Annotated in this window: 13 protein-coding genes; 12 read left to right on the plus strand and 1 reads right to left on the minus strand. The window is 52.0% G+C overall.

Annotated features, from left to right (window positions below):
- Positions 1–164 precede the first annotated feature (164 nt).
- A complete protein-coding gene (locus tag WKI47_RS01625; RefSeq protein ID WP_088490407.1) occupies positions 165–425 on the plus strand; it encodes a stage V sporulation protein S in 261 nt (86 codons plus the stop codon).
- A gap of 248 nt (positions 426–673) precedes the next feature.
- Positions 674–1,246 (plus strand): phosphate propanoyltransferase, encoded by a 573-nt coding sequence (gene pduL, locus WKI47_RS01630; protein WP_340225428.1) that lies wholly within the window; start codon positions 674–676, stop codon positions 1,244–1,246.
- 122 nt (positions 1,247–1,368) lie between these two features.
- Here pduL and WKI47_RS01635 read toward each other — a convergent pair whose 3' ends face one another.
- Positions 1,369–2,439, minus strand: coding sequence for a transglutaminase domain-containing protein (locus tag WKI47_RS01635; protein ID WP_340225429.1), 1,071 nt, complete (start codon positions 2,437–2,439; stop codon positions 1,369–1,371).
- Positions 2,440–2,675: 236 nt separating this feature from the next.
- Here WKI47_RS01635 and WKI47_RS01640 point away from each other — a divergent pair, with 236 nt between their 5' ends.
- The 10 genes from WKI47_RS01640 to WKI47_RS01685 all read left to right on the plus strand — a co-directional run bounded on the left by WKI47_RS01640 (position 2,676) and on the right by WKI47_RS01685 (position 13,787).
- Positions 2,676–3,122: a RicAFT regulatory complex protein RicA family protein gene (locus WKI47_RS01640; RefSeq protein ID WP_340225430.1), complete on the plus strand. Its 447-nt coding sequence runs from the start codon at positions 2,676–2,678 to the stop codon at positions 3,120–3,122.
- Between the two features lie 92 nt (positions 3,123–3,214).
- Positions 3,215–4,288, plus strand: coding sequence for a GNAT family N-acetyltransferase (locus WKI47_RS01645; protein ID WP_340225431.1), 1,074 nt, complete (start codon positions 3,215–3,217; stop codon positions 4,286–4,288).
- Positions 4,289–4,355: 67 nt separating this feature from the next.
- Positions 4,356–5,141 (plus strand): NUDIX hydrolase, encoded by a 786-nt coding sequence (locus tag WKI47_RS01650; RefSeq protein WP_425355417.1) that lies wholly within the window; start codon positions 4,356–4,358, stop codon positions 5,139–5,141.
- Between the two features lie 36 nt (positions 5,142–5,177).
- Complete coding sequence (locus WKI47_RS01655) at positions 5,178–5,732, plus strand: isochorismatase family cysteine hydrolase (protein WP_340225433.1); 555 nt, start codon at positions 5,178–5,180, stop codon at positions 5,730–5,732.
- A 94-nt stretch (positions 5,733–5,826) separates the two neighbouring features.
- Complete coding sequence (locus WKI47_RS01660; RefSeq protein WP_340225434.1) at positions 5,827–7,293, plus strand: nicotinate phosphoribosyltransferase; 1,467 nt, start codon at positions 5,827–5,829, stop codon at positions 7,291–7,293.
- Positions 7,294–7,569: 276 nt separating this feature from the next.
- Positions 7,570–8,568, plus strand: coding sequence for a 2-oxoacid:acceptor oxidoreductase family protein (locus WKI47_RS01665; protein ID WP_340225435.1), 999 nt, complete (start codon positions 7,570–7,572; stop codon positions 8,566–8,568).
- A 28-nt stretch (positions 8,569–8,596) separates the two neighbouring features.
- Positions 8,597–10,903, plus strand: coding sequence for a thiamine pyrophosphate-dependent enzyme (locus WKI47_RS01670; RefSeq protein WP_340225436.1), 2,307 nt, complete (start codon positions 8,597–8,599; stop codon positions 10,901–10,903).
- A gap of 218 nt (positions 10,904–11,121) precedes the next feature.
- Positions 11,122–12,123, plus strand: a complete 1,002-nt coding sequence (locus WKI47_RS01675) for an acryloyl-CoA reductase (protein ID WP_340225437.1) — start codon at positions 11,122–11,124, stop codon at positions 12,121–12,123.
- Between the two features lie 247 nt (positions 12,124–12,370).
- Positions 12,371–13,345, plus strand: coding sequence for a GTP-binding protein (locus tag WKI47_RS01680; RefSeq protein ID WP_340225438.1), 975 nt, complete (start codon positions 12,371–12,373; stop codon positions 13,343–13,345).
- 97 nt (positions 13,346–13,442) lie between these two features.
- Complete coding sequence (locus tag WKI47_RS01685; RefSeq protein WP_340225439.1) at positions 13,443–13,787, plus strand: four-helix bundle copper-binding protein; 345 nt, start codon at positions 13,443–13,445, stop codon at positions 13,785–13,787.
- Positions 13,788–14,607: the final 820 nt, after the last annotated feature.

Raw genomic sequence — 14,607 nt, forward strand, 5'->3', positions numbered from 1 at the left:
ACATTCGTAATATTTTGTCGTTCTCCCTCGAAAAAGAAGGATTTTACGGAAGTGCCGCGAATAATTATCAAACAGCAAATCGTTAGTCAAGGCTGTATGTGCTGCTTTGCCAATCCTATATTGCACTACTGTTTATCACTTCTTCCCAGAGGAGGTACCTGCTCATGGATGTATTAAAAGTTTCTGCCAAGTCCAATCCCAATTCCGTTGCCGGTGCGCTTGCAGGCGTGCTGCGCGAGCAAGGAGCCGCCGAACTTCAGGCGATTGGGGCGGGAGCACTCAACCAAGCGGTTAAAGCAGTAGCCATTGCCCGGGGATTCGTTGCACCGGGAGGGGTAGATTTGATCTGTATTCCGGCCTTCACCGATGTAATCATTGATGGAGAAGAACGCACGGCGATCAAATTGATTGTGGAACCGAGATAGTGGACAGATCGATGCAAGGAATGGAGTAATACCTTAGACTGGCGCGTATACGGGTTATCACAAAAGGGACAGGTACTTTGCTGAATGGCGGAGGACATGTCCCTTTTTTACGTGTCAAACCTGTGACTGGAAAGCGACAATCCTTTTTCTTTTGAAAAGGAAGGTGTATAATAAAGGACGCGCGAGTATTTTCGAATACTTGACTTGAACGAAACCCATACTAGAGAAACGAATAGGAGTGACTTGTAATGAGTAAAATCGTACCTGTCGGCGTGTCCGCACGTCATATCCATCTTAGCCAAGAGCATGTAGAAACATTGTTTGGACAAGGATATCAACTGACTGAAATGAAGGCTCTTTCGCAACCGGGACAATTTGCAGCCAACGAAACGGTTGAAGTTGTCGGTTCGAAAGGCTCGTTCCCAAAAGTTCGTATTCTGGGACCTGCACGTCCGGCTACGCAACTCGAAATTTCGCAAACCGACTCGTTCGCACTGGGCGTAAAAGCTCCGGTTCGTGAATCGGGTAAAACATCCGGAACACCAGGCATCCTGCTCAAAGGACCTGCTGGCGAAGTTCAAATCGAAGAAGGCGTAATCGTGGCTGCCCGTCATATTCACTTCCATACTTCGGATGCCGCAAAATGGGAGATTCAAGATCAGCAGTTGCTGAAAGTTCGCTTCGGCGGCGACCGCGGCGTTGTGTTTGAAAATGTAATCGCGCGCGTATCCGATTCGTTCGCGCTCGATATGCACATCGATACGGACGAAGCTAACGCGGTGTTGGCAAAAACCGGCGACACGGCTGAAATTATCGACTAATCATTGAACGTCACCCGATCTACGGCTTATCGTCGTTTGGATGTCGGGTTGGATATAGCAAAAGCGGGACCGTCCACAGTGGACGGTCCCGCTTTTTTTATATCACACGCGCTACAAAGCTGTTAATAATCGAAAGCAAACTTGATGATCGCCATGCCGTTGTCCGCGATCTGATAGCCGTAACGGACGTTTTGGATACCCGTTTCTTTGCAAGCTTTCATCACCTGATCCAATACGGTTTTGGGCGAAGCCGTATTGAAATCATGCTGCACGGTTAGCTCGGTTTTGCCATTTGCGATCGAAGAAAGAACTTTTTGCTTAAGCGTAGCGGTACTTGCCGTAATTTCTCCGCCGATTGCCGCCAGCAGATTGCGATGTTTGGCGCTGGTTGTTGCTTTTTTGGCCAGCAGCGTCCGGTAATCGGCAGTCGCGGCAGGAATATTTTTTCGCGTCCAGGTATGGTCTCTCGCCAGCAGTTTATCAGTCACCAGATAATACGAGTACGAGACTTCGTTTTTACGGTCAGGCGTCGGATCGTCCCAGGTCATATCGAGATTATACCAGTTGCCGTCGAGTTTAACCTTGTTCCAGATATGGGCTTGGCCGCCTGCCACGCCTTCGACCATCCGGTTTTCGATTCCCGCCAGCGTCAGCATACGGTAGCCGAGCAGCGTATAGCCTTGACAAACCGTCGTTCCCGTAGTCAATCCTTCATAAGCGGAGTAGCGTGTCATCGAATCGTCATACGCGAACTTTTTGACGATGTAATCATGAATGACCTTCACTTTTTCTTCCTGGCTCATGCCGGCTTTGATGATTGTTTTCAGCGTGGCTTTGGCTTGAGCGGTGACGTAATCGGCCTGCTGCTTGTTTTCCAGATAAGAGATGGTGAAACGTACTGTAGCATTCGAGCCTCGAACGCTGTACTCCGTGTCGACGCGGTTCAGCGTATAGCGGGCGTAAGGATCGGCATTGGCCGAAGCGCTATCCAGCAGATCATTGATCCGGGAAAGCTGGGAACTGGTCATTTTGACCGTAAGCGTCGTTTTTTTCTGCTCGAAAGCGGAAGTGATCGAAGAGACGACCGATGCGTCCGAAGAAGCAGCCATTACGACGTGCGGTGCCGCAGAGAGGACAGCCGAAGAGCCTACCAATGTTGCGGCAAGGTATAAAGCGATGCGTTTCTTTTTCAACAGTGATCCTCCTAATGTCTTGTTAACCCGAGTACTCTACAGTATACCGCACAAAGCGGCAAGAAGTTGCAGAAAAAAAGAGATAGCGGGAAAACAAATGGTACGAAAGGTAACGGTATGATATAATTTTGTACCGTATAAGACTATTTTTTAACAAAGCAAAACATTTCATTTTCTCGAATGGACAAAGCGATCGGCGCATATAGCAAGCAGACGAAATCAAGGAGGGCACACCCATGGATAATCAGCAACATACGGATTCGGAAAAAATATCGGTTGGCGCTCCTGCAGGAGTCTGGAATCGGAACGATATTCTCAACAAAACGCGCGAATTGGCCGGAATCATCTCCTCCAGTGAGGAAGTTCGGGTCTTTCAGCAGGCGGAACGTCAAATTCAGGGACATGAACGGATTCAGTACCTGATTACGACGATCAAAAAGAAGCAGAAAGAAATCGTAGCGTTCGAAGCGATGAAAAATGCCAAAATGGCGGCCATGATCGAAGCGGAACTGAGCGAGCTTCAAGATGAGTTGGACGGCATTCCGATCGTGAGCGATTATCAGGAGGGACAGGTTGAAATCAACGATCTGCTGCAAATGGTGATCTCCGCGATCCATACTACAGTTTCGGAAAAGATTGCCGTGGAAAAAGGGGCGGACGCACCGCCATCTTCCTGCGGCTAAAAGGCGGCGGGAGCCAAACCAAGGCGCGGACGATCGTCTCCGCGTCTTTTGTTTTTGGCAGAATTCGCGAGAGTGCAGAGAGGGCGGGACGTATGGAAGGTGAGCGGATCGGCAAGACAGACAAAGTGGTGCGTGAATCGGAACCGGGTACGCTGCCAATCGAACTGTTAAAACAGGGAGATCCTCTGGATTGGCGCATCGAGACGTATCTGCATGAAGCCGAGTGGTGGTCGATTCGCATGGGGACGGAAGTGTTTGCCCTTATCGGCTGCCTCCGTATGGGCGCGGAAGAAGCGGAGATCGTCAATCTAGCTGTAAAAGACCAAACGGACGAAGAACTCGAACGGCTGGTCCGTCTGCTTAAACAGGTCGATAAAGAATGGAGACAGCGTGGAGTTCGGCGGCTCATGGTTTATCTCGGTGCATGGGAGACGGATTTGCTTTATGCCTGCCAGCGCGCAGGATTTCGCATTGTTGCGGCAGAACATGATTATTACGCGGATTTTCAGCTTGCAGAAGTAAACCGTAACGGATTACGGCGTCTGGATCGGTTGATGCTGGAGTTACTGGCACAAGGGCGACAACCGTCAGAGGAGACGCTACAGACCGTTTCAAAGGAAGGGTCGCAAGAGCCAAGACCGACGATTCGACGGGCAGAGCTTCGGGATAGCCGAAGTCTGCTTTCCATGAAAAAACGATTGGATCGCGAGACTACCTCCATGCTTTACGAACCGGGGGAGCGACGATTGACCGATGGCGATCAGCTTGAGCAAATCCGTTCGCTGCTTCGCAGTTCCAATTCGTTGATGCTGGTTGCGGAATCGGAAGGCGAAGTCGTCGGTTATCTGGAGGCTACGGGCGGCAAGGTCAGACGGAATCAACATACGATCTATATCGTTGTAGGGATTTTGGAAGCCTGCACCGGGAAAGGACTCGGTCGTCGGTTATTCGAAGACCTATTCGAATGGGCGACTCGGCGGCAAGTGTTGCGAGCGGAATTGACCGTACAAGCCTCCAATCAAAGAGCCTACCGATTATACCGTTCGCTTGGCTTCCGGCTGGAAGGCGTGATGCGCGGCGCGTTGATGATCGAGGGCGAGCCTGTGGATCTGTACCAGATGGGTTGCGATCTGCGTACGATTAAACAGGGAAGGGTTGACAAATGAATCGAGTGTGTCATAATGATAATATCATATTTGGAACTTGTTAAACCAGAACTTATCAAATGCTGCGATGGTGATGCCGATGAACGAACAAGAGGAGCAAAAGAAATACGATGCCAAGAAATATCGGACTCCGGACGGAGCGCCGGCTGACATCGTGATGTTTACGTTGACGAAAAAAGAGCGCAAGACGGTAACCAAGACTCTTCCGCTGCGCGAGCTGCGCGTCATGCTGATTCGCCGTCGCTCCTGGCCTTTTGCCGGGAAATGGGCGCTTCCGGGCGGCTTTTCCCGTGACGACGAGTCGCTGTACGAAACGGCGCTGCGCGAATTGAAGGAAGAAACCGGCGTCGTGGGACGTCATTTGGAATACTTGAGTGTCTATAGCGATCCGGGACGTGACCCGAGGGGCTGGATTATCTCGCATGCTTTCTTTGCTTTGGTAGAGGAGGAAGTGCTGGAGAAGCGCCAAGCCGCCGACGATGCCGAAGAAGTGGGATTGTTCACAATCGAGGAAGCGTTGGATGAATTGGATCTGGGCTTCGACCACCGGGATATTATCGCGGATGCGTACCGGAGAATTCAGGAGAAGATGCTTCAGACTACGATTGCCCGCAAATTTTTGCCTCAGGAGTTTACGCTCAGTGAACTTTACCAGGTCATCAAGGCTGTCGTGCCGGACTTCGAGGAGCCGAACTTTATTCGGAAAATCACGTCCACACGCAGTCGAAAAGGAATTCTTGAGGAAGTTCGGGATAGCGAAGGAGTGCCGATCAGCTCGAATCAGTATTCGCAGCGGCCGGCTCAACTTTACCGTTTCCTCGACAATGTACCGCGCTTATCGATTTACTCTTGATTAAGCATTCCAGCGACAGGAGCGTGAACGGAAGCGATGAGAGCCTTGATTGTAATTGACTACACGAACGATTTTGTGGACGGAAGCTTACCGGTCGGACAGCCCGCGATCGACATTCAGCAGCGAATGGTCGACCTGACGACGCAGTTTGCTGCAAATGGAGATTACACGGTGATGGCGGTCGATCTGCATGAAGAGAACGATCCGTACCATCCGGAAAGCCCCCTTTTCCCGCCGCATAATATCCGAGGAACCGCAGGACGCGAACTGTACGGTGGGCTGAAGGCGGCTTATGAGCAGAACGAAGAGCGTATTTACTGGATGGACAAGACCCGCTATAGTGCTTTTGCAGGTACGGATCTGGCACTGCGTTTGCGCGCCCGCGGGATCACCGAGGTGCATCTGATAGGCGTATGTACGGATATTTGCGTGCTGCATACGGCGGTGGATGCTTACAATCTGGGATTTGCGATCGTGGTGCACGAGGACGCGGTTGCCAGCTTCAATGCCGCGGGACATGATTGGGCGCTGGGACATTTTACAGGCAGTCTCGGAGCGAAAGTTGTTTCGGACTGGCAGGTAAATGGGTAACTTTGACGGACGAACACTTATTGCTGCACGGCACGCCGCGCTCCTTTGACGGAGGCGCGGCTGTGTGTTAGGCGGTATCGGAGGAGGGAACAGTATGGAAACGCCTGGAATGGCTTTACATACGGATAAGTATCAGATCAATATGATGTACGCGCACTGGATGCACGGTACACACAAGCATCACGCGGTATTTGAGGCTTATTTCCGTACCCTTCCGTTCGGGAACGGATACGGGGTATTTGCGGGGCTTGAGCGGATCGTGGATTATATATCGAATCTGCGTTTTCACGAGGACGATATCCGCTATCTGTCCGAGCAGGAAGAGAATTACGATCCGCGTTTCCTTGAGGAACTTCGCACCTTCCATTTCGGAGGTACCGTTCATTCCATGCGCGAAGGCGCCGTCGTTTTTCCGAACGAACCGCTGATCCGCGTGGAAGGCACCATCTTCGAAGCACAGCTCGTAGAGACGGCGCTGCTTAATTTCATGAATTTCCAGACGCTGATCGCAACCAAGGCTGCGCGAATCAAGCAGGCGGCCGATGGGGACACGCTGCTGGAATTCGGTACACGCCGAGCCCAGGAAGCCGATGCGGCTGTGTGGGGAGCCCGTGCTGCCTATGTATCGGGATTCCATGCGACGTCGAATATGATGGCAGGCAAGCGCTTTGGGATACCGACCAAGGGTACGCATGCACACTCGTGGGTCCAGAGCTTTGCGAGCGAGCAGGAAGCGTTCGACAAGTATGCGGAAGTGCTGCCTGACGGCTCTACGCTGCTCGTGGACACTTTTGATACGTTGAAAAGCGGCGTGCCGAATGCGATCCGTACGGCGAAAAAGCTGGAGGAACGCGGAAAGCGTCTGAACTCTATCCGTCTGGATAGCGGTGACTTGGCCTATCTGTCGATCGAGGCTCGCAAAATGCTGGACGAAGCCGGGCTTGACTATGTGAAAATCGTTGCGTCGAATGATCTTGACGAACATACGATTACCGAGCTGAAAACACAGGATGCACGCATCGATATCTGGGGCGTCGGCACGCAATTGATCACGGCCCATGACCAACCTTCGCTGGGTGGCGTATACAAGCTGGTCGAGCGGGAAGTGGACGGAATGATGCAGCCGACGATCAAGATTTCGGCTAATCCGGAAAAGGTAACGACGCCGGGCAAAAAAGACGTATACCGGATTATCGACCGCGGGACAGGCAAAGCGATTGCCGACTACATTTGTTTCCCGGAAGAAGACGAGCCGAGCGAAGGCAAGCAGCTGAAGCTGTTCAACCCTTTGCATACCTATATTCGCCGCTATGTGAAAAACTACGATGCCGAGCGGATGTTGGTCCCGATCTTCGAAGAAGGCAAGCTTGTTTATGAATTGCCTTCGTTGAACGATATCCGTGACTACCATGCTTCGCAGTTAAAACAGTTCTGGCCGCAATATTTGCGCAAGCTGAATCCGGAAATTTACCGCGTCAATATCAGCGAGAAGGCTTGGCAGCTCAAGCAGAGCCTGATCGATCGTTATATGGAAGAAACAGAAGGTACGCCGGAAAGTTAAATCGCACCCGTTCTAAAACACATAGGGAGTATCGACAGGTAAATGGTGATTTTGCCTCGATACGTATAGGGAAAAGCGGGATCTTCTTAGGGAGATCCCGCTTTTTTTGCGTGTCAACAAATTCGATGCCGATACATAGACCTGCGCGGTTAAGCCGAAAGTGGGACAAAATAAGGCCTTCTTCAGGCTGTTTTCATATTCGGCATGTGATATTTATTACAGTGACACCTCATGTAAATTGTTAAATTTAAAACAAAATACGGAGGGGGAAAAGGTGTGGCGGTACTGCCTGAAGTAAATAAACTTGGCTTTTTCGAAATCCGACTGGAATCGATCGGAGGACTCGGTGCTAATCTGGCAGGCAAAATGCTTGCAGAAGCCGGGATCGTCGGAGCGGGCATGGACGGAGTCAGTTTCTCGTCGTACGGATCGGAGAAAAAAGGATCGCCGGTGAAGGCGCATATCCGTTTCTGCGGGCTGGGTACGCCGATTCGCGATACATCGCCGATCGAACATCCTCATGTCATTGGCATTTTTCATGAAGCGTTGATCCAAACGGGAGGCGCCTCCGGTGTTCGTCCCGGTGGCCTGGTACTGGTCAATTCCGCATATTCCGCGCAGCGTATTGCAGAGGATGCCAAGCTGCAAGGTTGCACCGTTGCGGTATTGGACGCGACACGAATTGCGCTTGAAGAGAAAAATAAAGTCAATATGGCGATGCTGGGCGGTTTGTTCCGTCTATGCGGCTTTCTGGACCCTGAATTTATGAAAGACGTCATTGCCAAATCGCTGGGTAAAAAATATCCGCAAGCGGTTGAATTGGCTATCCGCGTGTTTGAACGTGGATACAGCGAGATTGAAATGCTTGAAGTTCCTGCCAAAGAAAGCGAAGAAGCAGACGTAAAAGCCCCGGAAAGCCTTTTGGGTTATCGGAATCAGCCGCTCGGCGGTATGGTGGTCACGCCGGGCAGCAGCTTGCTGAAAGACCTTAGCATCTCGCGTTCCGGTATGTTGCCGGCTTTTGAACAAGCGACCTGCATCAACTGTGCGCAGTGCGATACGGCTTGTCCGGATCTGTGCTTTGTCTGGGAAGAACAACCCGACAAGCGCGGCCGGATGCAGATGGTGCTGCAAGGTATCGATTATCAATATTGCAAAGGCTGCCTGAAATGCGTGGAAGCTTGTCCGACCGACTCGTTGTCGCGGATGCTCGAACAAGAAGGTTACGCCGATGCCAACCAGGTCAAACACCGCTTCGACTTCGTCGAGGCTTGATCCCTGCTGACGGGAAAGGAAGGGTATTATGGCAATCGATTATTCAAAAGAAGTTGTTCCGGGCCGCGTAAAGCAGCGGATGGTTTATGAATCAGGTAACGAGATGGCTGCCTATGCCGCGCACCAGATCGACTATCATATTATGGGGTATTTTCCGATCTCGCCTTCGACGGAAGTGGCGCAGCATCTGGACTTGATGAAAACGGAAGGCAAGCACGGGATTCGCCTTGTGCCGTCGGACGGCGAGCACAGCTCCGCGGGAATCTGTTACGGCGCTTCGACGGGCGGCGGACGTGTGTTCAACGCAACAAGCGCGCAAGGCTATCTGTACATGATGGAGCAGATGCCGGTTCAATCGGGAACCCGCTTCCCGATGGTATTGAATCTGGTCTGCCGTTCCGTCTCCGGGCCGCTGAATATTCACGGGGATCATTCCGACTTGTACTTCGCGTTGAATACGGGCTGGCCGATTCTGATGTGCCGAGATCCGCAAGCGGTATACGATATGAACCTGATCGCCCTTAAGCTGGCCGAAGATCCTGAAGTCCGGCTTCCCGTTATGGTTGCCTATGACGGCTACTTCACCTCCCACCAAAAGCGCCGCGTGCAGACGTTTGAAGATCGTGCCGACGTCGTGGCTTTCGTTGGGGAATACACGCCGGAAGGCTTCGTGAATACGCTTGACCGTGAAAATCCGATTACGGTCGGACCTTACATGAATGAACCGGATTATATCAATAACCGCTATCAGATGTCGGAAGCGATGTATCGCGCGGAAGGCGTTTTCGAACGGATTTCCGCCGAGTACAAAGAATTGACGGGACGCGACTACCCGATGCTCGATCTATACCGGATGGACGATGCCGAAGTGGCTGTATTTCTGATGAACTCCGCTTCGGAGAGCATCAAGGACGTTGTGGACGAGCTTCGTTCGCAAGGGATCAAAGCCGGCGCAGTTGCGCCGAATATGATTCGCCCATTCCCGCAACGCCAGATTGCCGAAGCGCTCAAACGGGTTCGTGCGATCACGGTAGGCGATCGTGCCGACGCGTGCGGCGCACATGGCGGCAATATGCTGAACGAAATCAAGGCTGCATTGTTCACGCACGGCAATCGCGATACGCAGGTTGTAGGCCGCGTGTACGGACTTGGCGGCAAAGAATTCATGGCCGAAGACGGACGGCACTTTTTCGAATTGGCGATCGAGGCTGCCGAGAAACAAACGGTCAATATTCCGTTCGATTTCTACGGCCATACGCTTGGCGATCCAACGAAAGCACCCAAGCGTCTGCTCAAGCCTTTGAACTTCGCCGAATTGAAAACAGGACTGATCACGGTTACGCCGAACGAAGAAACGGGCAAGCTTGCCGTCAAGATTCCGCCGCTTCGTTCGTTGACGAAAAAGCCGAAACGCCTTGCGCCAGGACACGGGGCTTGCCCGGGCTGCGGCATTTTCTCGGGGCTTGAATTGTTTTTCAAAGGGATCGAAGGGGATATCGTCACGCTGTTCCATACAGGCTGCGCGATGGTCACGACAACAGGCTACCCGCATTCTTCCCACAAAGCGACTTACATCCATAACCTGTTCCAAAACGGTGCGGCCACGCTGTCCGGTCTGGTCGAAATGTTCTGGGAGCGCAAGCGCCGCGGGGAATTCGAAGGACTCGGCCTGCAAGAAGATTTCACGTTCGTCATGGTTACGGGCGACGGCGGCATGGACATCGGCATGGGTCCGGCGATCGGCGCCGCATTGCGCGGACATCGCATGATCATCGTCGAATACGATAACGAGGGTTACATGAACACCGGCGCTCAAATGTCGTACTCGACTCCACTGGGTCACCGTACCTCGACTTCCGGCGTCGGCAAGACGCAGCAAGGCAAGTCTTTCCATCATAAAGATACCGCTCAAATCATGGCAGCTACCGGCATCCCGTATGTCTTCACAGGCAGTGAAGCATTCCCGCAGGATTTGGTCAAAAAAGCGGCAAAAGCCCAGTGGTACGCTCAGCATGTCGGGCTGGTATACGGCAAGATTCTGATCGCCTGCCCGTTGAACTGGATGTCGCCGGACGATCAAGGGGCCAATATCGTAGATGCCGCCGTCAGCTCGAACTTTTTCCCGCTATATGAAGTGGAGCAAGGCATTACGGCAATCACCTACAATCCCGAAGACAAAAACAAAAAGGTTCCGGTCTCGGAATGGCTCAAACGAATGGGCAAAACACGCCATTTGTTGAAACCGGAAAATGAAGAAGCGCTCCACGAGTTCGAACGAGAAGTCGAACGGCGTTGGAACCGGCTGAAAGCCAGACACGAGCATCCGGATTTGTAAAAGGGCGCAAACCTATCCCAACAGATGCAGGCAGCCGAGCACGTATCGGTTGCCTTTTTTTTGCAGGGAAAAATACGGGGACTTGCAGATCCTGCGCCGGGTGTGAGCTTCTTAGTGGCATCGCTTGGATCGTTGGAGTAGGATGAAAGAGGAGTGATCGGATGCGATCCGATCTCGTATAGAGATTAACGAAAGATTGAGTTGTGGAGGAGATTAGGATGACAGAGAAATTTCGTGCATTTTGGCTGGAGGAAACAGAAGCAGGCGTCATAGGAGCCGTAAAGCAAATCGGAGCGGAAAACCTGCCGCAGGGCGAAGTGCTCGTTCGCGTTCGTTATTCCGACGTCAATTATAAAGATGGCCTGGCCAGTATCAAGGAAGGTCGGATTGTACGCGAGTATCCGTTCATTCCGGGGATAGACTTGGCTGGCAAGGTTATAGCTAGCGAAGATTCGCGTTTTGCGGTCGGCGATCAAGTATTGTGTACGGGATACGGTCTCGGTGTCTCGCACTTCGGCGGCTACAGTGAGCAGGCGCGCGTACCGGCAGACTGGCTCGTTAAGCTTCCGGAAGGACTGAGCCTGCGCGAAGCGATGATTCTGGGTACGGCGGGCTTCACGGCAGGGATGTCGGTAGAAGCCATTCTAAGCGCGGGGATTACGCCGGAGAGCGGTCCGGTTCTGGTTACAGGCGCATCCGGCGGAGTTGGCAGCGTAGCCGTGTCGATCTTGGCGAAACTGGGCTTTGAAGTCACCGCAAGCAGTGGCAAAGAGCACGAATGGGAGTTGTTGAAGCGTCTGGGCGCAGCGCATACGATCTCCCGCGAAGAAGCACAGGCTTCTTCCAAAGGCCCGCTCGGAAAAGGACTTTGGTCGGCAATCGTCGATCCGGTAGGCGGGGCAGGTACGGGAGAGCGTCTCAAAGCGATTCGTTACCGGGGCGTACTCGCGTTGTCCGGACTTACGGGCGGCGGCGACTTCGGAACAAGCGTGCACCCGTTTATTCTGCGCGGCGTGACGTTAGCGGGGATCGACTCCGTTCAATGCCCGCTGCCTTTGCGTTTGGACGTATGGAATAAGCTGGCGACCGATTGGAAGCCTGACTTTTTGTTTGAACAGGCCGTCCAGGAAGTATCTCTTGAACAGCTTCCCGAAGCGTTTGAACGTATCTTAAAAGGACAAGCGGTAGGGCGGCAATTGGTCAACGTTTCGGCGGAATAGCGCAGATTTTATTCGGCGAAAAAGTATGCGATCCACAAACTGTACCCTATAAGATCGAAACTTTGAAAAAAAGTCATCTTGTAGGGTACAGTTTACTTTTCGTATGCTTTTTTCGCGTTCTGGACAGTTTTACGCGGATTCTATGGCGGGGTCGTTGCACTTCCTTTTGCCTTGTAGTAGACTCAATCCTCGGGCAAATGCTTGGAAATGAACCATTTCAATTCGCATGTACAGGAGGCTGATATAGATGGATAAGGATGTACCCGTATATTTGCTGTCCGGCTTTCTCGGTAGCGGCAAAACGACTTTGCTGCAACGGCTGGTGGGGTATTGGCAAGACCAGGGGATGAAGCCGGGCGTGATCATTAACGAATTAGGTGACGTGAATCTGGACGGTATGCTGGTCGACTCCGAGGTTCCGACGGCCGAGCTGCTCGGCGGTTGCATTTGCTGTACCGTGCGTGAGGACTTGGCAGGAGAGTTGGCGATGCTGGTGGAGCGCGACCAACCCGATGTCGTATTGATCGAAGCCACCGGTGCTGCCAATCCGATCGACTTGCTGGATTCTGCCACCGAAACGGCGATGTACGCAGGGATCGATATCAAAGGTTTGATTACCGTAGCCGATGCCGCTCATTTGCTGGAAATGTATCGGAGCCGCGGAGGAAGTACGTATGCCTTGATGCAAGACCAGATTCGCTGCGCATCCGTGATCGTATTGAATAAAATGGACCGGGTCAACGAGCAGGAGGCCGAAGAGCTGCAACGGCTTATTGCGGATTGGAACGCGTACGCTCCCGTGATTCGTGCTGTTCGTTGCGAGGTGGATTTTGAAGCTTTATTGGATATCGGATTTGCGGCAGAGCGTATAGAGGATGGTCCTTTAAAAAAGACGCCGAGCGGACGCTTCGGTATGCTGGGTTCCGGACATGAGCACGTGACTTCGTATACGCACCGTTTTAAAAATCCGGTAGATAGCGAGCGATTCGAGACCTTGATTTCTTCGCTGCCTCGTGAAATTTACCGGGCAAAAGGACTGTTGACGTTTTCCGATACCGCAAGCCGTTTTTTGTTCCAATACGCGTTCCGGGAGCTTGATTTTATCAAAGTCACGCCTCAGGGAACGCTGGAGGATATGGCGGTATTTATCGGCGAACATTTCTCGGCTGCCGAACTGCGAGAAAAATTAGAGGCTCTGGAAGCAGATCCTGTAAACGGATAAGCAAGTAGGCGGCGAGGGTTTCAGTTTTGTAATCTTTCGGGTAATAAGGATCATCGAAGGCTAACCAGCCTCAACCTACATCCGGGAGGAACACAATATGAACCAACTAACCGTGACTACATATAAAGAGTGTATCGATGCCTGCATTCGCTGCATGAACGTTTGCAACGTCAGCTACGTTTCGAGCCTGAAAGGCCTTGATATCTTCGAACTCCGCGAATGCCTGAGACTGGATCGCGAATGTGCGGATCTGTGCGCGGTAGCGATCCAAGCGATGACGCGCAACAGCCCGTTCGTGGCCGAAATCTGCGAGCTAGTCGCGAAAGCCTGCGATGCGTGCGCCGACGAGTGCATGAAGCACAAGCATGAACATTGCCAGGAGTGCGTAGAAGTTTGCCGCGAATGCGCGAGCATCTGCCGCAGCGTTCTGGTGACGGCTTAAATTTCGATTCACAGGGAGCTTTGGGGCGGCTGCGGGAGAAATTCGATCAGAACGCTGTCTCACCCGAAAAGCTGCTGGATGGAATTTCTGGAAGTAGCTTTTCGGGTTCAAAGGCGTTCTGATCTGAATTTCTCCCTCCGCCTAGATGCTCCGAAGTGAATAGAAATTTACGCCAAAAGATCGCTTCGTCAGAAGCGGTCTTTTTATATATTTAAGAGAATGGTCAGATTCAATAGAATAATCATTCTCGAATAAATCAACATAATAAAGCGATTGCAGTCACTTAAGCGTGTCGAGAAAGCCAAACGTAGCTGGAAGCGAGAAGACGGAGAGAAAAATTCAGTTCAAGACGCCTTTGAACTTGGAAAATAACCACTTAAATTTCAATCCCGTTTTCCAAGTGAGACAGCGAATTGAACGAATTTTTCTCGCAGTCTTCTCGCTTCCCCCGCCTACGCAACTTTCAACAACGACTTATAGCGATTAAAATCGCTTGCTTCTCTCCCCCCAACCCTCTATAATGGCAAAAAGACAGATCGATCCGCTTCGGGCGGGAGTCGATCTTATTCAGGCAATGTCTTTGAACGGGAGAGTATCCGAATCTGCCATAGCGGGAACAGCGAGCCGGGGAGGTGGAAGCCGGCACTGCGGCAATCGGAGAAGCGCACCTGGGAGACGTCGATTTGAACGAACAAGTTGCGTAAGCAGCTGCTTCTGCGTAGAGTCGACCGGTTACGGCGCCGTTATCGTCGATCGAGAGGTCATTGTCGGTTTTATTATCAAACAACAATGGACTACAAGAGTGGTACCGCGGGAATTC

This window comes from Saccharibacillus sacchari (genome assembly GCF_037722395.1).
Taxonomy (GTDB): Bacteria; Bacillota; Bacilli; order Paenibacillales; family Paenibacillaceae; genus Saccharibacillus; species Saccharibacillus sacchari_A.